Source organism: Nocardia mikamii NBRC 108933 (assembly GCF_001613505.1).
GTDB classification, from domain to species: Bacteria; Actinomycetota; Actinomycetes; order Mycobacteriales; family Mycobacteriaceae; genus Nocardia; species Nocardia mikamii.
In genome coordinates this window covers 324,658-339,803 of record NZ_BDCM01000004.1, presented here as the reverse complement: position 1 = coordinate 339,803, position 15,146 = coordinate 324,658, and the positions used below count along the sequence as shown (strand labels likewise).

General features: G+C 67.2%; 15 protein-coding genes. 8 read left to right on the top strand and 7 right to left on the bottom strand.

The features are described 5' to 3' along the window. Positions 1–2 precede the first annotated feature (2 nt). Entirely contained in the window at positions 3–761 is a 759-nt protein-coding gene (locus NMI01S_RS06430) for a glycoside hydrolase family 25 protein (RefSeq protein WP_030514185.1), read from the top strand. Here the strand turns inward: NMI01S_RS06430 and NMI01S_RS06425 are convergent. The 3 genes from NMI01S_RS06425 to NMI01S_RS06415 all read right to left on the bottom strand — a co-directional run bounded on the left by NMI01S_RS06425 (position 758) and on the right by NMI01S_RS06415 (position 4,311). Then, positions 758–1,489, bottom strand: a complete 732-nt coding sequence (locus tag NMI01S_RS06425; protein WP_157126057.1) for an amino acid ABC transporter ATP-binding protein — start codon at positions 1,487–1,489, stop codon at positions 758–760. The two genes, NMI01S_RS06430 and NMI01S_RS06425, sit on opposite strands and share 4 nt — an antisense overlap. Before the next feature lie 92 nt (positions 1,490–1,581). Next, positions 1,582–3,378: an ABC transporter substrate-binding protein/permease gene (locus NMI01S_RS06420; RefSeq protein WP_062995032.1), complete on the bottom strand. Its 1,797-nt coding sequence runs from the start codon at positions 3,376–3,378 to the stop codon at positions 1,582–1,584. A 138-nt stretch (positions 3,379–3,516) separates the two neighbouring features. Next, positions 3,517–4,311, bottom strand: a complete 795-nt coding sequence (locus NMI01S_RS06415) for an LLM class F420-dependent oxidoreductase (protein WP_062995031.1) — start codon at positions 4,309–4,311, stop codon at positions 3,517–3,519. 168 nt (positions 4,312–4,479) lie between these two features. On the opposite strand from NMI01S_RS06415, the gene NMI01S_RS06410 reads away from it, so the two are divergent. Further along, the gene (locus NMI01S_RS06410; protein ID WP_062995030.1) at positions 4,480–5,559 is read left to right on the top strand and encodes an ABC transporter ATP-binding protein; all 1,080 of its coding nucleotides are present in this window, start codon (positions 4,480–4,482) and stop codon (positions 5,557–5,559) included. 90 nt (positions 5,560–5,649) lie between these two features. Here NMI01S_RS06410 and NMI01S_RS06405 read toward each other — a convergent pair whose 3' ends face one another. Continuing rightward, a complete protein-coding gene (locus tag NMI01S_RS06405; protein WP_062995127.1) occupies positions 5,650–6,141 on the bottom strand; it encodes a winged helix-turn-helix transcriptional regulator in 492 nt (163 codons plus the stop codon). A gap of 109 nt (positions 6,142–6,250) precedes the next feature. On the opposite strand from NMI01S_RS06405, the gene NMI01S_RS06400 reads away from it, so the two are divergent. Continuing rightward, positions 6,251–7,420 carry a thiolase family protein gene (locus NMI01S_RS06400; protein WP_062995029.1) on the top strand — a complete coding sequence of 390 codons (1,170 nt, stop codon included), beginning with the start codon at positions 6,251–6,253 and terminating at the stop codon, positions 7,418–7,420. A gap of 3 nt (positions 7,421–7,423) precedes the next feature. On the opposite strand, the gene NMI01S_RS06395 is transcribed toward NMI01S_RS06400, so the two are convergent. Next, positions 7,424–7,768 (bottom strand): hypothetical protein, encoded by a 345-nt coding sequence (locus tag NMI01S_RS06395; RefSeq protein ID WP_062995028.1) that lies wholly within the window; start codon positions 7,766–7,768, stop codon positions 7,424–7,426. Between the two features lie 216 nt (positions 7,769–7,984). On the opposite strand from NMI01S_RS06395, the gene NMI01S_RS06390 reads away from it, so the two are divergent. Together NMI01S_RS06390 and NMI01S_RS06385 are read left to right on the top strand one after the other, a co-directional pair. After that, positions 7,985–8,956 carry an o-succinylbenzoate synthase gene (locus tag NMI01S_RS06390; RefSeq protein WP_245716731.1) on the top strand — a complete coding sequence of 324 codons (972 nt, stop codon included), beginning with the start codon at positions 7,985–7,987 and terminating at the stop codon, positions 8,954–8,956. Positions 8,957–9,078: 122 nt separating this feature from the next. After that, positions 9,079–9,876, top strand: a complete 798-nt coding sequence (locus NMI01S_RS06385; protein ID WP_062995026.1) for a VOC family protein — start codon at positions 9,079–9,081, stop codon at positions 9,874–9,876. A 141-nt stretch (positions 9,877–10,017) separates the two neighbouring features. Here NMI01S_RS06385 and NMI01S_RS06380 read toward each other — a convergent pair whose 3' ends face one another. Continuing rightward, positions 10,018–10,530: a TIGR04338 family metallohydrolase gene (locus NMI01S_RS06380; protein WP_062995126.1), complete on the bottom strand. Its 513-nt coding sequence runs from the start codon at positions 10,528–10,530 to the stop codon at positions 10,018–10,020. A gap of 238 nt (positions 10,531–10,768) precedes the next feature. Then, positions 10,769–11,605, bottom strand: coding sequence for a DUF2786 domain-containing protein (locus NMI01S_RS06375; protein ID WP_062995125.1), 837 nt, complete (start codon positions 11,603–11,605; stop codon positions 10,769–10,771). A gap of 323 nt (positions 11,606–11,928) precedes the next feature. Between NMI01S_RS06375 and NMI01S_RS06370 the strand changes: the two genes are divergently transcribed. The 3 genes from NMI01S_RS06370 to NMI01S_RS06360 all read left to right on the top strand — a co-directional run bounded on the left by NMI01S_RS06370 (position 11,929) and on the right by NMI01S_RS06360 (position 15,112). Then, positions 11,929–13,191 (top strand): ABC transporter substrate-binding protein, encoded by a 1,263-nt coding sequence (locus tag NMI01S_RS06370; protein WP_439956235.1) that lies wholly within the window; start codon positions 11,929–11,931, stop codon positions 13,189–13,191. A gap of 86 nt (positions 13,192–13,277) precedes the next feature. Then, positions 13,278–14,261: a carbohydrate ABC transporter permease gene (locus NMI01S_RS06365; protein WP_062995124.1), complete on the top strand. Its 984-nt coding sequence runs from the start codon at positions 13,278–13,280 to the stop codon at positions 14,259–14,261. After that, positions 14,261–15,112 carry a carbohydrate ABC transporter permease gene (locus NMI01S_RS06360; protein WP_062995024.1) on the top strand — a complete coding sequence of 284 codons (852 nt, stop codon included), beginning with the start codon at positions 14,261–14,263 and terminating at the stop codon, positions 15,110–15,112. The genes NMI01S_RS06365 and NMI01S_RS06360 overlap by 1 nt, the downstream gene beginning before the upstream one ends. Positions 15,113–15,146: the final 34 nt, after the last annotated feature.

Here is a 15,146-nt window from a genome sequence, read left to right as displayed (position 1 = left end):
CCATGTATCGACGCACCGTGGCTCGTCCGAAAGTCCGTCGCTTCACCGCAGCCCTGCCGCTGCTCGCCGTTGCCGGCATATTCTCGGCAACCGGTATCGCCTCCGCCGGACCCACCGGGCCGGATGTGTCGTCCTGGCAGCACATCGACGGCCGTCTGATCGATTGGTTCGCGGTCCGCGCCTCCGGGCACAACTTCGCCATGGTGAAGGCCACCGAGGGGCTGAACTACGTCAATCCCTATTTCGTCCCCGACAGCCTGCTCATGCGCGCGGCCGGGGTGGCGCGCGGCACCTATCACTACGCGCATCCGGATCTGCCACCGGAACCGCAGGCCGCCCTCTACGCCGCGGTCGTCCTCGGCCAGAACGGCCCGCTGGACCTGCCACCGGTGCTCGATATGGAGAATTCCGGCGGCTTGCCCCCTGCGGAGCTGATCGACTGGACCCATCGCTATCTAACCACGGTGCAGGCATTGACCGGCCGGGTGCCGATCATCTACACCTACCCGCGGTTCTGGCAGACGGCGATGGCCGATTCCGATCAGTTCCACCAATATCCGCTGTGGATCGCCGATTACCGCGGCAACGCCCAGCCCGAGGTGCCCGGCGGCTGGCCGGCGTGGACGTTCTGGCAGACCACCGATTCCGGCAGTGTGCCCGGTATCGCGGGCAATACCGACCTCAACGTCTACAGCGGGGCGCAGGGCAATTTCGCGCAGTTCGCCAATATGCCGTTCAGCGGTAGCAGTTCGGGCAGTTAGAGGATCTGCGACAGAAATTGTCGCAGCCGTGGGGTTTCCGGATCGTCGAAGAGACGGTCCGGAGCCCCCGACTCCACTACCTTGCCCTGGTCCATGAACACCACACTGTCGGAAACCGAACGGGCGAAACCCATTTCGTGGGTCACCACGATCATCGTCATACCGCCGGAAGCCAGATCCGCCATCAGCGAGAGCACACCCTTGACCAACTCCGGGTCCAAGGCCGAGGTCGCCTCGTCGAACAGCATCAATTCCGGCTTCATCGCCAGCGCGCGGGCGATGGCGACGCGCTGCTGCTGACCACCGGACAGATTCGCGGGCCGGGTATCGGCGCGCGCCGCCAATCCGACCGCCTCGAGTTGTTCCAGTGCCAGCGCCCGCGCCGCTTCCTTGCTCAGGCCGCGCAGTTTCCGCGGTCCCAGAGCCACGTTCTCCGCCACCGTCTTGTGCGGAAACAAATTGAAATGCTGAAAAACCATCCCGATGCGCTGCCGCAGCCGATCCGGATTCTCACCCAGCACCGATACCCCGTCGATCAGCACATCGCCGGAATCGGGTTCGTGCAGGCGGTTCAACACCCGCAGCAGGGTGGATTTTCCCGAACCGGACGGGCCGATGACCGTGGTGGTGTGACCGGCCTCGACGTGAATGTCGACGCCGCGCAGCACCTGGTTGTTGCCGAGGGTCAGATGCAGATCCACCCCGGTCAGCGAGGAACTGGTGCCCACGCCTTTCGGATTCTGGTCGCTCACGCCCTTCGGATTCCGGTCGCTCACGCCCTTCGGATTCTGGTCGCTCACGCCCTTCGGATTCTGGTCGCTCACGCTCCGCGTCCTTCCGTGATGACTGCCTGGTCGATTTCGTCGGCGGCGGCTTCGGCGCGGCCGGTGCGCAATCGGCGGTCGATGTAGTTCACCAGGTGGGTGAGCGGGATGGTGAGCAGCAGATAGACCAGGCCCGCCGCGACCAGCGGCGACAGATTTCCGGTCTGGGAATTCAGATCGCGGCCGACGGCGAACAGTTCCCGCTGCGAGGCGAGCAGGCCGAGGAAGTAGATCAGCGAGGAATCCTTGATCAGCGCGATGAACTGGTTCATCAGCGCCGGCAACACCCGCCGCACGCCCTGCGGAATGACCACCAGCGTCATGGACTGCCGATAGCCGAATCCGATCGCCCGCGCGGCCTCCAACTGCCCCGGCTCCACCGATTGGATACCCGAGCGGAAGATCTCGCCGATATAGGCCGAGGCCAGCAGCGCCAGGGCGACCGCGCCCAGCCAATACGGATTGTTCCCGGTGATCCCCTTGACTATCGGGCCGATGCCCAGACCGATCAACAGGATGATCACCACGGCCGGCAAACCGCGGAAGATGTCGGTGTAGACCCGCGCGGGCCACCGCAACCAGCGGGTGCGCGAAATACCGGCCACCGCCAGCAGGACGCCGATCAGCGTGCCCAGTACCCCCGAAACCAGCGCCAGAATCAGCGTATTCGGCAGACCCGTCTTGAACAGGTCGGGAAATGCCTTGCGGTACAACGACCAATCGAAGAACGTCTCCTTCAATTGCTCCAGCGTCGATTTCGGCGCATTCTGCTGATCGCTGTGCTGATGTTCGGCCGCGATCTTCTCGAAGTCCGGAAGTTGCGGCATCGGCGCGGATTTGGAGCCCGGTTTCCAGCCCGGCGGCAGCGGGCGCGGCACCCAGTCGGAGTAGAGCTTGGCGTAGGTCCCGTCCGCGATCACCGCGTCGAGACCGGAATTGAGGGCGTCGATCAGCGGCTGATTGTTCTTGCGGACCGCCCAGGCGGTGAAATTGTCCAGGCTGAAGGTGTTCTGCACGATCGAGGTGGGATCACCCGGTTTGATCGCACCGGTGGCCTGCTGGGAGGGCGCGACCCAGGCATCGATCTGCCCGGTCTTCAGATTCGCGTAGGCGGTGTTGTAGTCGGGAAATTTCACCGCGTCCAGATGCAAGGTTCCGCTGACGTATTCGTCCTGCACGGTGCCCTGCACCACGCCGATCCGCACGCCCGGTTTCAGATCCGAGAACCCTTGGATCGCACTGCCGTTGGGCACCACGAGCGAGAAGTAACCGAAATCGTAGCCGTTGGTGAAACCGACCTGCTGCCGCCGCGCATCGGTGGTGGTGATGCTCGACGACCCCACGTCGAACCGGCCGGTGGCGACCAGTGAGAGCAGCGAGGCGAATTCGGTACCGGAGAACTGCACCCGCAATCCGAGTTTCGCTCCGATCGCCCTCAGCAGTTCATTGTCGAATCCGGTGAAGGTCCCCGACGGGTCGACGCAGATACTCGGCGGCGCGTCCGACAGCGTGCCCACGCTGAGCACACCGGGCTGGGACAAGCCGAGCTTGGTGATATCGATCGAATTCAGCGGCGCGGTCGTCGCGGTGGTGTAGCGATCGGCGCCGGCCGTCGCACCGCTCGCCAGTTTCGTCGGCGCGGGGGAGGCGGCCGACGGACCTGGGGGTGCGCACAGGTTCGAGGCCTGCGACGAGCTGCCGCCGTCGGAACTGCAGGCGACGGCGAACAGCAGCATCATCGCCGCCATCAGCGCGATCAGCGCACGCGGGCGCGAGACGGGCAAACGGGCCATAGCCGAGAACCCTAGCCGGGCCGGTAGCACACCGAGGACGGCGACGCGGGTCCACGGGCCGCCGCCCCTGCCACATCGCCCGGCGGAAATCGAATCCCGCTGATTCGATCCCGCGGTGTCCGATCGGGCGGTGTTCGATCAGGCGATACCGGTCACCGACTCCGGATTGAAATTATCCCGCCATGCGACGGCCTGCTCCACCACGCTCAGGTCGTAGTCGGGCCCGCCGGCGCCCACGGTGAACAGTGTCGCCCCGGCGCCCACCAGCCGCTCGGCCTGTTCGGCGCCGGGCCAGGACACCGACCGCTCGATCCGGTTCGCGTCGGTGCCGACCTCGGCGCAGTGTTCGGCCAGGATCTTCGATTTGCGTTCCAGCGCTTCGATATCGGCGAAGCTGTGCCAGATGTCGGCGTATTCGGCCACCAGTCGCAACGTCTTTCGTTCACCGCCGCCGCCGATCAGAATCGGAATGTGGCGCGTCGGTTGCGGATTCAGTTTCGGCAGCCGGGCGTCGATGCGCGCGAGGGATTCCTTCAGCAACGCCAGACGTGTTCCGGGCGTGCCGAATTCGTAGCCGTATTGGTCGTAGTCCTTCTGGAACCAGCCGGCGCCGATGCCGAGGATCAGCCGGCCGCCGGAAATGTGGTCGACGGTGCGGGCCATATCGGCGAGCAGATCGGGATTGCGATATCCGCCGCCGGTCACCAGTGCACCGAGTTCTACTCGTTCGGTCTGCTCGGCGATCGCACCGAGCATGGTCCAGCATTCGAAATGCGCGCCGTCGGGATCGCCGGTGAGAGGGTAGAAGTGATCCCAGTTGAACACGATGTCGACGCCCGCATCCTCGGCCCGGCGCACCGCATCCCGGATCAATCCGTAATCGGGAGCATGTTGCGGCTGTAGCTGAACTCCGATGCGAACCGGTCGAGTCATCCGATTCTCCTTCGTCTCGTGAGCTGCTCTCGCGGCCGGTCAGCGGCCCTTGACGAGGCTACTCGCCCGCTGCACCCCGTGCGGTGCGCTGGGTTACTGTGGGGCGCGCACCGCCCCCTCTACTCGGATCGTCCGGCACGTTCCTGCCGGTGAAGGGATTGATTCACCATGGCCACGGTCACCTTCGACCACGCCACCCGGCTCTACCCGGGTGGTACCAAACCCGCTGTCGACAAGCTGAATCTCGAGATCGCCGACGGCGAATTCCTGGTACTGGTCGGACCGTCCGGATGCGGCAAATCCACCTCGCTGCGCATGCTGGCCGGACTCGAGGAGGTCGACGACGGCCGCATCCTGATCGGCGACCGGGACGTCACCGACGCCGAACCCAAACAGCGCGATATCGCGATGGTGTTCCAGAACTACGCGCTCTACCCGCATATGACGGTCGCGGAGAACATGGGCTTCGCGCTGAAGATGGCCAAGGTCGGTAAGGCCGAACGCAACCAGCGCGTGCTGGAGGCGGCGAAACTGCTCGACCTGCAGGACTTCCTGGACCGCAAACCCAAGGCGCTGTCCGGCGGTCAGCGCCAGCGTGTCGCGATGGGCCGCGCGATCGTGCGGCAGCCGCAGGTGTTCCTGATGGACGAACCGCTGTCGAACCTGGACGCGAAACTGCGCGTGCAGACCCGCACGCAGATCGCCCAGTTGCAGCGCAGGCTCGGCACCACCACCGTCTACGTCACCCACGACCAGGTCGAGGCGATGACCATGGGCGACCGGGTGGCGGTGCTCAAGGACGGACTGTTGCAGCAGTGCGCCTCGCCGCGGGATCTGTATCGGGATCCGGCGAATCTGTTCGTCGCGGGCTTCATGGGTTCACCGGCGATGAATCTGTTCACGCTGCCGGTGTCGGACGGTTCGGTCACCCTCGGCGGACATTCGATCGCGCTGCCGCGCGCGGTGGCCGATGCCGCGGGTGCGACCGTGGTGGTCGGTATCCGGCCGGAGCACTTCGATCTGGCCGGCGGTTCCGACGGTGTCGCCATGGAGATCGATGTGGTCGAGGAGCTGGGCTCCGACGCCTACATCTACGGCCGCACCCTGGGCGAGGCCGGCGGCGATCAGACCATCGTCGCCCGCGCCGACTGGCGCAATCCGCCGCAGAAGGGCGACAAGCTGACACTCACCACCGATGCGGAGCACACCTACTTCTTCGACCCGACCGACGGTCGGCGACTGACCTAGTCATCGAAACCGACTGCCCCCGAATGCTTTCCGGCAATCGGGGGCAGTTCGCGATGCGGTGGACACGCGCCGGCCCGCGAGTGCCGCCGTTCAACCGCGTGGCCGGCGCCAATCCTGGTTCACGCGGATCCGGATGTCCTCCAGTCCGATTTCATCGCCTCCGGCGCCGCGCAATTCCACCCGCACCGGTTCGCCGGTGGTGTCCTCGACCCGCTCGAGCGGCGGCACCCCGCCCTGCAGATATTTGTCCCCCCACTGCCACAGCGCGAAGATCGCCGGCAGCAGATCCCGGCCCATATCGGTGAGTACGTACTCGTTGCGGGTGCGCTTACCCTCTTCGCGATACGGCTGTTTGCGCAGCAGGCCGGCGTCGGTGAGTTTGCGCAGTGCGGCGGCCGCGGCGGCGTCGGTGATACCCACCCGCGCCGCGAAACCGTCGAAGCGGGTCGTCCCGTAGATGGATTCGCGCAGAATCAGCATCGCCGAGCGGGCGCCGACGATGTCGAGGGCCTTCACGATGGAACAGCCGTCCGGCTTCCACGAATTCAGGTCACGCAGGGGTCCTTCCAGTTTCACGGGCATGACGACGATCATACCAACTCTGACTTGTCATAACTAATGTCAGCTCCTACCCTGACTTTAGAGCGACTAAGTCAGATTGTCGCAACGGCGCGATACCGGAGGAATCGCCATGAGAGACGCAGTGATCGTCGAGGCCGTACGCACCCCCATCGGGAAGGGCAAAGCCACCGGAGCGCTGCACGACCAGCATCCGGTCGATCTGTTCGCCCACAGCCTGCGCGAGGTCGTGCGGCGCAGCGGGATCGATCCGGTGCTGATCGACGACGTCATCGGCGGCGTGGTCACCCAGATCGGCGAGCAGTCGGTCAACATCACCCGCCGGGCGGCGCTCGCGGCCGGCTATCCGGAATCCGTTCCGGCCACCACGGTCGACCGGCAGTGCGGCAGCAGCCAGCAGGCCATCCACTTCGCCGCTCAGGGCGTGCTGGCCGGGGCCTACGACATCGTCGTCGCCGGCGGGCTGGAGTCGATGAGCCGGGTGCCGATGGGGTCGAGCGTGGCCGGCGCGACCGACATCAACGGGGTGGCCTTCGCCGAACGGTATCCCGACGAGCTGGTACCGCAGGGGATCAGCGCGGAACTGATCGCCGCGCGCTGGGGGATCTCACGCACCGCCATGGACGAGTTCTCCCTCGCCAGTCACGAGAAGGCCGCCGCCGCGACGAAGAACGGATCCTTCGAGGCACAACTCGCGCCGCTGGCCGGGTTGAGCACCGACGAGGGCATCCGGGTCGGCAGCACTCTCGAGACCCTGGCCGGGCTGCGGCCGGCCTACTACAGCGAGGCCTACGCCGCCCGGTTCCCCGAGATCGGCTGGAACGTGACCGCCGCCAATGCGAGCCAGATCAACGACGGCAGCGCGGCGGTGCTGATCATGACCAGTGAGAAGGCCGCGCAACTGGGCCTGCGGCCGCTGGCCCGGCTGCACAGTTTCGCGGTCGCGGGTGACGATCCGCTGCTGATGCTCACCGCGGTGATCCCGGCGACTCGAAAGGTGTTGCAGCGCTCCGGACTGTCGCTGGCCGATATCGATCTGTTCGAGGTCAACGAGGCCTTCGCCTCGGTGGTACTGGCCTGGGCGGCCGACACCGGTGCCGATCTGTCCCGGGTGAACGTCAACGGCGGCGCGATCGCGCTGGGGCATCCGCTCGGCGCCTCCGGTGCGCGGCTGGCGACCACGCTGGTCCACGCGCTGCACGAACGCGGCGCTCGCTTCGGGCTGCACACCATGTGCGAGGCGGGCGGTTTGGCGAACGCGACCATCTACGAGCGGCTGTGATCGTCAGACCGACACCACGACCAGCGCCACCGCGAAACCGAGGAGCCATGCCTCGGCGAGCAGCGGCAGGGTGAGCAGCGCATACCGCCAGGCCGGGCGGCGTTCCCGCAATGCCCGCAGGGTCCACCGCCCGGCCAGCAGCAGCGCACCCACCAGAGCCAGGAAAACCGCGGCGTAGGCCAGCGGCAGATGACTGTGCCCGGGACGAGTGCGCTGCTGCGCCATATCCCGGTACGGCAGGCCGTAACGCCAGATCACCCACGCCACACCACAACCGGCCAGATAGACCACGGCGCTGAGCACGGCATCGCCGCGTCGCAGCGGCGGGCGTTCCGGCCAGAACTCCATAGCTACCCATGGAAGCGCCCACCGGACGCGCTCGCAAGCACAACCGGTTTGTCGCCGTTTCGCGGCGCTGACCTGGACAGGTGACGGCGCCGGTGTGCGGCGGCAAATCGTTGCGGCAGCCGTGCTCGACGCGGTGCCGAGAGAAGCGGAACGGGCGCCGGCGGCTCGGAACCGCAGTGCGCGAACACCCGGCCCGCGATGGTTAGGCTGGCTCGGGTGAGCGATCTGGATCCGGCGTCGGCGCTGGTGTACGCGATTCCGCTGCGGACTCGCTTCCGCGGCATCACCGTCCGCGAAGGGATGCTGCTCGAAGGCCCGCGCGGGTGGGGTGAGTTCTGCCCGTTCGTCGAGTACGACGATCGGGAGGCCGCGAACTGGCTGGCCACCACCGTCGAGCAGATCGAGGACGGGTGGCCGCAACCGGTCCGAGACCGGATTCCGGTCAACTGCACCGTCCCCGCTGTCGGACCCCAGCGCGCGTATTCCATCGTCGCCGAATCCGGTTGCCGCACCGCGAAAGTCAAGATCGCCGATCATCCCGAATCGCTCGCCGAGGATATCGAGCGGGTGGCGGCCGTGCGCGATGCGCTGGGCCGCGACGGCGCCGTCCGGGTCGATGCCAACGCGGTCTGGGACGTCGATACGGCAGTTGCGAACCTGCGGCAGATCGACCGTGCCGCACAGGGTTTGGAATACGCCGAGCAACCGTGCCGGACGATCGAGGAGCTGGCGGCGCTCCGGCGGCGGATCGACATTCCCATCGCCGCGGACGAGTCCATCCGGCGCGCCGAGGATCCGCTGCGGGTCGCGGTGGCGGGAGCGGCCGACATCGCCGTGCTGAAATGCACGCCGCTCGGCGGGGTGCGACGGGCGCTGCGGGTGGCGCAGGCGGCGGGGCTGCCGTGCGTGATCTCCTCGGCACTGGAGACGAGCGTCGGACTGTCCGCCCAGCTCGCGCTGGCCGGCGCGCTGCCGGAACTCGACCACGCCTGCGGGCTGGGCACCGTCAACCTGTTCGCCGGCGATGTGGTGGCGGATTCGCTGCGCCCGGTCGACGGATATCTGAGCGTTCCGCACACCCCGCCGGCCCCGGATCCCGCTCTGCTGGAACGCTTCCGCCACCCCGATCCGGAGCGGGCGACGTGGTGGCGGAACCGGCTGGAGCGGGTGCTCCGGCTTCTGGATTGATCGCGACATCCCCCGCGTCGACGCGGCCGGGAAGAGGGTTTTCCCGCCCGCCGGTCTGTGATTAGCTGATCGTGTGCCATCGGCAGTTCTCACGTGCTCGAACACACGATAGGAGTTCCGCAATGCCCACTCGTGATTCTGCGTGGCCGCAGGGTACGCCCTGCTGGGTCGACTGCTCGGTCGATGATCCGCGGGCCGCCCGCGATTTCTACTCCGGTTTGCTGGGCTGGGAAATCCTGGACAGTCCGCCCGAGGCCGGGGGATATCTGATGGCGATGCTGGGCGGTAAACCGGCGGCCGGAATCGGGCCCAAGATGGGCGAGGCGCCGATGCCTTCGGTATGGACCACCTACCTCGCCGCCGACGACGTCGACGCGGTCGCCGAGGCCATCGGCGCGGCCGGGGGCACCGTCTTCGTCCCGCCCTTCGACGTCATGGACGTGGGCCGCATGTGCGTGGCCTCCGATCCCACCGGCGGGATCTTCGGCGTCTGGCAGGCCAAGGCCCACACCGGCGCCGGTATCTACAACGAACCCGGCTCCTACTGCTGGAACGAACTGCACACCGGCGACTACGCCACCGCCCAGGAGTTCTACCGCCGCGTCTTCGGCTGGACCTTCGACGAGATCGGCGACGGCGAGAATTTCGTCTATTCGACCTTCTCCCCGCCCGGGGCGGACGTCGCCGGCGGTGTCATGGACGCGGGCAACGCGCCCGGCGACAACCCGCCCTACTGGCTCACCTGGTTCCAGGTCGCCGGGACGGACGAGAAACTCTCTCGCGCAACCGAACTCGGCGCCACGGTCCTGATGGGCCCGGACGACACCCCGTTCGGCCGCTCGGCCGTCGTCCAGGCTCCCCAGGGCGAGATATTCGGCCTCATCGACCCGACGGTGCGGGCGGAGGCGCCCGGGCAGTAGCGCTCGTGTCCCGGGCCGTGCGGTACGGCCCGGGACGTCGGCATGCCGTCTGCGGCCGGCACACCCCGATCTCGACTACGCGCGAAGAAGTCCCACCTCGCCGGGCATCGGGTTCGATCGTCCCAGTCGACCGAACCCGGTTCAGCCCACTCGGGCGCCACAGTCGTGCAGAGTGGCGCGCAGAAGAAGGGCGGCTTCCGGGCCGATGATCCCGTCGACCAGCTCGAGGTAGCGCGTACAGAATTCCGGGCCGTGCGGGGCGAGGTCGGCGCCGGGCGGCTCCAAGTGGTGGGCGAGTTCGTGCAGGACAACCAATTCGCGCAGCGCCCATGCGGTTCCGCCGGTATGCAACGGGACGGCCAGCACGGCGCGGCCGGTCTCGTAATGTGCCGCCGCGGTGCCGGCGCGGGCCCGCACGACGAGGGGCGTGCCCGCTCGAACCCATTGCGCGCGTACCCAATTCAGCGCCAGTACGCGGTCGACATAACTCTGAACCGACTCGACCGAGGCGAACTTCCGCTCGATCGGCAGTGTGAGTTGAGAGCCGTGCAAGTCGACCGTGCGGGCCCCGAACTCCTCGGCCCGTTCGAATATCCGCCGCACCAGGCCCTCGGCATCGTAGACCCGGCTGCGCTGCGAATCCCGCGGCGTCACAACGCTTTCCCGCCACGGTGCCGCCCGTTCGCGCGGCGTATCCGCATCCACACGCTTGCCGGACGCGCACGGCAAGCGCCACGAGATTCGGAGCCGGGCACCCGGCCGCAGGCCGGAGCGGCGGTCTTCCTCCGACCACCGTCATCCGTGCCGTGCCGACTGAGCAGGCGGTTTCCGTGCGGCTCACGTTGCGACGGGCACATCAGGGGGGCACCGCACTGCGCCGCTCTCGCGCGACTCATGCTCCGGGCGCTTCGAGACGCCCTCGCCCGGTCGGCAATTCCGGGGACAAACCCAGCCGTGCGCTTCGGCCGGCCCGATCACCCGCACGGCGCGCGGCCGGCGAGTACCCGGTCGATTCCTGCGGGCCGCGCCACGTACCGCGGGCTTCGGAGATGCGGGAGTAGAAATCGGTGAGCTCGAGGTCCTTGTTGCGCAGCGCCAGGGCGGTGCCCGCGGATTCGGCGGCGGTCGTATCCGCGCCCACCGCCTCGGCCTCCACATCCGCCTTCACCTGTGCGAGCCGGCGGCCGATCCGGTCGGCGAACGCCATCTGGAAATTCAGCCGAGCCGTCACGGCAGCGACAGGGGCCTGAATGCGACGCCGCACCTTGCGACCCCACCGCGTCTCCACCACGATCTTCTCCACCGTCGCCGATCTGTAGGCGCCGGATTTGATGTAGTGGTCGGACGCGCGCACCATCTGCACCAGCAGGCTCGTATACAGCGCCTCGCACGTCGCGATATCGGTATCGAAGCCGTAGGCGTAGACCTGCGTAGATGTGCGGGTCACATCGCAGCGCACGTCGTTGGCCGCGGCGATCGCCACGAACAGCTGCACATACGTGCGCAGTCCCTTCTTTCCCGACTCGCCGATCGCGACGACCTTCTGCATCGGCGCCGGGCGGCGTTCGCGACCGGCGATATGGGCGCGCGCCACCGCCAGGTCGATCGACGAACGGGTCGCCAGGCGCTGAGCAGCCGCCATGAAGGCCTCGGCCTCGTGCTCGTTGTCGGTCGACTCGGCCTGACGCAACAGCCCACCGATCCGGGTGAGCAACTTGTCCTGCGGCATCTGGGTCGACATCGAGGGCCAGGATACGAGAACCCACCGACATGGCCACCTGATCGGGCGGGGGCGGACGCCGAGTCCCATCCGGCGGTAGCACCCGTCCGGAGGCGGCAGCTTGCGTAACCACGGAGGGCGGGGGCGGACGCCGAATCCCATGGAGCAGCCGAACAATGTATCTTGCCTTGTGCAACCGGCGCAGTGTGCGGGCGCTCACGCATGGCACCTGTGTTCGTTACGACCCTGGAGTATCGATGGCTTTGAACAAGGCGTCCTCGAACAAGGCGCGCAAGGTTCGCGCGCGCGCCGCGTCACGACGCTCGTCCCTCGTGTCCCGCGCCGCACTGGCCACCGCCTCGGTGGCGCTGCTCACCGCCGGGTTGACGAGCGCCTGTTCGAGCGGCGACGGCAGCAACCCGACCGGCCAGAACCTGGGCGGCCGCGGCCCGATCACCTATGTCGAGGGTAAGGACACCACCGAGACGGGTGCGGTCAAGCAGCTCATCGACCGGTGGAACGCCGCCCATCCGAACGAGCAGGTGACGTTCAAGGAGCAGTCCAACGACGCCTCCCAGCAGTACGACGATCTGGCCCAGCACATGCGGGCCAAGCAGTCCGACTACGACGTGATGGCGCTGGACGTGCCGTGGACCGCGGAATTCGCGGCCAAGGGCTGGATCCAGCCGCTCAAGGACTCCTTCGCTCTCGATACCTCCACGCTGCTCTCGCCGACCGTCGCCAGCGCGACCTACCAGGGCACCCTCTACGCCGCGCCGCGCAACACCAACGGCGGCCTGCTGTACTACCGCAAGGATCTGGTCCCGAATCCGCCGAAGACCTGGCCGGAGCTGCTGGCCGACTGCAATATCGCGCGTGACCACGGAATCGGTTGCTACGCAGGGCAGTTCGCGCCCTACGAAGGTCTGACCGTGAACGCGGCCGAGGTGATCAACGCCTACGGCGGCTCGTTCGTCGGCCCGGACGGCAAAACCGCGACCGTGAACTCCCCGCAGTCGCGCGCCGGCCTGCAGGTGCTCACCGACGCCTACAAGAACGGCGACATCCCCAAGGAGGCCATCTCCTACAAGGAGCCGGAGAGTCAGAACGCCTTCGCCTCGGGCAAGCTGCTGTTCCTGCGCACCTGGCCCAACTTCTACGGTGTGGCCCAGGCCGACTCCTCCGCCGTGAAGGGCAACTTCGGCGTCTCCCCGCTGCCCGGTAAGGACGGCATCGGCGCCTCCACGCTCGGTGGTTACAACGCCGCCATCAGCGCCTACTCCAAGAACAAGGCCACCGCGCTGGACTTCCTGCGCTTCCTGATCAGCGAGGACGCCCAGCGGATCGTCGCCGAGGGCGCGTTCCCGTCGGTGCGGTCGTCGATGTACGACGATCCGGCGCTGATCGCGAAGTTCCCGTACCTGCCCGCGCTGAAGGATTCGATCGCCAGCGCCGTGCCGCGTCCGGTGACCCCCTTCTATCCGGCGGTGTCGAAGGCCATCCAGGACAACGCATATGCTGCGTTGACCGGTAAGAAATCAGTCGATGACGCGATCATCGGCATGCAGAAGGGCATCGAAGCCGCCGGCTCCTGACCCTGTCCGCAGTCTGCCCCGTAGGAGAGTTGAACGTGTCGAGTCCTTCGGGTGCGACCGATCTCGCGCCACCCGACGATCAGCCGGTGAGCCCGAAACCGAAGCGCGACAGTAACTCCCGGGGCTTACGGCTCCCGCGGGGGTCGGGACGCGCGTGGTTGTTCGTCGCACCGGTGCTGGTGGCGCTCGCGGTCGTCATCGGCTATCCGGTGGTGCGCGCGGTGTGGATGTCGTTCCAGAAGGACGCCGGACTCGACCCCGCCACCGGCATGTTCGTCGAAGGCGGCAGCGCCGGGTTCAGCAACTACACGCACTGGTTGCTGCAGCAGTGCACCCTGCCCGGCGGCGGAACCGAGCCCTGCCCCACCGGCAACCTGGGTTCCCAGTTCTGGGCGGCCATCGGCATCACCCTGCTGTTCACGGTGATCACGGTGACGCTGGAGGCGACCATCGGCCTCGGCATGGCGACCGTGATGGGCAAGACGTTCCGCGGGCGGGCGCTGCTGCGCGCCGCGGTGCTGATCCCGTGGGCGATCCCGACCGCGGTGACGGCCCGGTTGTGGGAATTCATGTTCCAGTACAACGGCGTGGTCAACCGGGTGCTGCATACGCACATCCTGTGGCAGACCGATCCGTGGTGGTCGCGATTCGCCGTCATCATCGCCGACGTCTGGAAAACCACCCCGTTCATGGCCCTGCTGATCCTCGCCGGACTGCAGGTGATTCCGAACGACGTGTACGAGGCGGCCAAGGTCGACGGGGCCTCGGCCTGGCAGCGCTTCACCCACATCACGCTGCCGCTGCTGAAGCCGGCGCTGCTGGTCGCGGTGCTGTTCCGGACCATGGACGCGCTACGGCTCTACGACCTTCCGGCCATCATGATGCAGGGCAACCCGGCGACCCGGACCATCTCGATCCTCGTGGTCGATCAGGTGCGGCAGGGCTCCAACAGTGCGGCCGCGCTGTCGGTGCTCACCTTCCTGATGATCTTCGCGGTGGCGTTCGTGCTGGTGAAGATACTGGGCGCCAATGCGGTGGCGACGCAGGAAGAACAGCGGAAGGCACACTGATGACCACTGCTACCTCCGGCCGCAAACCGTGGCGGTCCGCACGGGTGTACGTCGGTGCGCTGATCGTGCTGATCTGGGGCCTGGCCCCGTTCTACTGGATGGCGGTGACCGCCTTCCGCGATCCGGACTACACCTTCGACAACACCCCGTGGCCCACCCACGTGACCTTCGAGAACTTCCGCAACGCGTTCGACACCAGCCGCGGCAACGACTTCGGGCGGGCGCTGACCAACAGCGTCGTCATCGGCACGGCCACCACCGTGATCGCACTGCTGATCGGCATGATGGCCGCCTATGCGCTGGCGCGCATGGCTTTTCGCGGTAAGACGCTGGTCGCCGGCTTGATCCTGAGCGCCTCGATGTTCCCGGTGGTCGTGTTGGTGACGCCGCTGTTCCAGCTGTTCACCAACATCGGCTGGATCGGGCACTACCAGGCGATGATCATTCCGAACATCTCCTTCGTGCTGCCGATGACGGTCTACGTCCTCGCCTCGTTCTTCGCCGAACTGCCGTGGGAACTCGAGGAGGCGGCCCGCATCGACGGCGCCACCCGGTTCCAGGCCTTCCGGCTGGTGATGCTGCCGCTGGCCGCGCCCGCGGTGTTCACCACGGCGATCCTGGCGTTCATCGCCGCGGTGAACGAGTACCTGCTGGCCAGTCTGCTCTCGGTGGACCGGACCGAGCCGGTGACGGTCGCGATCGCGCGGTTCTCCGGTAACGATCCGCTGGTGCAGCCCTATGCGGCGATCATGGCGGCGGGCATCATCGTCACCGTGCCGCTGGTGATCATGGTGCTGCTGTTCCAGCGCCGCATCATCTCCGGCCTCACCGCGGGCGGCGTCAAGAGCTAGCGGAACGTCGGACTCCTCCGCCTCTCCGTGCCCG

Excerpts from the sequence above, each read along its gene's own strand:
- NMI01S_RS06430 (WP_030514185.1), top strand. The coding sequence starts at position 3 with ATGTATCGACGCACCGTGGCTCGTCCGAAAGTCCGTCGCTTCACCGCA.
- NMI01S_RS06420 (WP_062995032.1), bottom strand. The coding sequence starts at position 3,378 with ATGGCCCGTTTGCCCGTCTCGCGCCCGCGTGCGCTGATCGCGCTGATG.
- NMI01S_RS06415 (WP_062995031.1), bottom strand. The coding sequence starts at position 4,311 with ATGACTCGACCGGTTCGCATCGGAGTTCAGCTACAGCCGCAACATGCT.
- NMI01S_RS06410 (WP_062995030.1), top strand. The coding sequence starts at position 4,480 with ATGGCCACGGTCACCTTCGACCACGCCACCCGGCTCTACCCGGGTGGT.
- NMI01S_RS06405 (WP_062995127.1), bottom strand. The coding sequence starts at position 6,141 with ATGCCCGTGAAACTGGAAGGACCCCTGCGTGACCTGAATTCGTGGAAG.
- NMI01S_RS06400 (WP_062995029.1), top strand. The coding sequence starts at position 6,251 with ATGAGAGACGCAGTGATCGTCGAGGCCGTACGCACCCCCATCGGGAAG.
- NMI01S_RS06395 (WP_062995028.1), bottom strand. The coding sequence starts at position 7,768 with ATGGAGTTCTGGCCGGAACGCCCGCCGCTGCGACGCGGCGATGCCGTG.
- NMI01S_RS06385 (WP_062995026.1), top strand. The coding sequence starts at position 9,079 with ATGCCCACTCGTGATTCTGCGTGGCCGCAGGGTACGCCCTGCTGGGTC.
- NMI01S_RS06375 (WP_062995125.1), bottom strand. The coding sequence starts at position 11,605 with ATGCCGCAGGACAAGTTGCTCACCCGGATCGGTGGGCTGTTGCGTCAG.
- NMI01S_RS06360 (WP_062995024.1), top strand. The coding sequence starts at position 14,261 with ATGACCACTGCTACCTCCGGCCGCAAACCGTGGCGGTCCGCACGGGTG.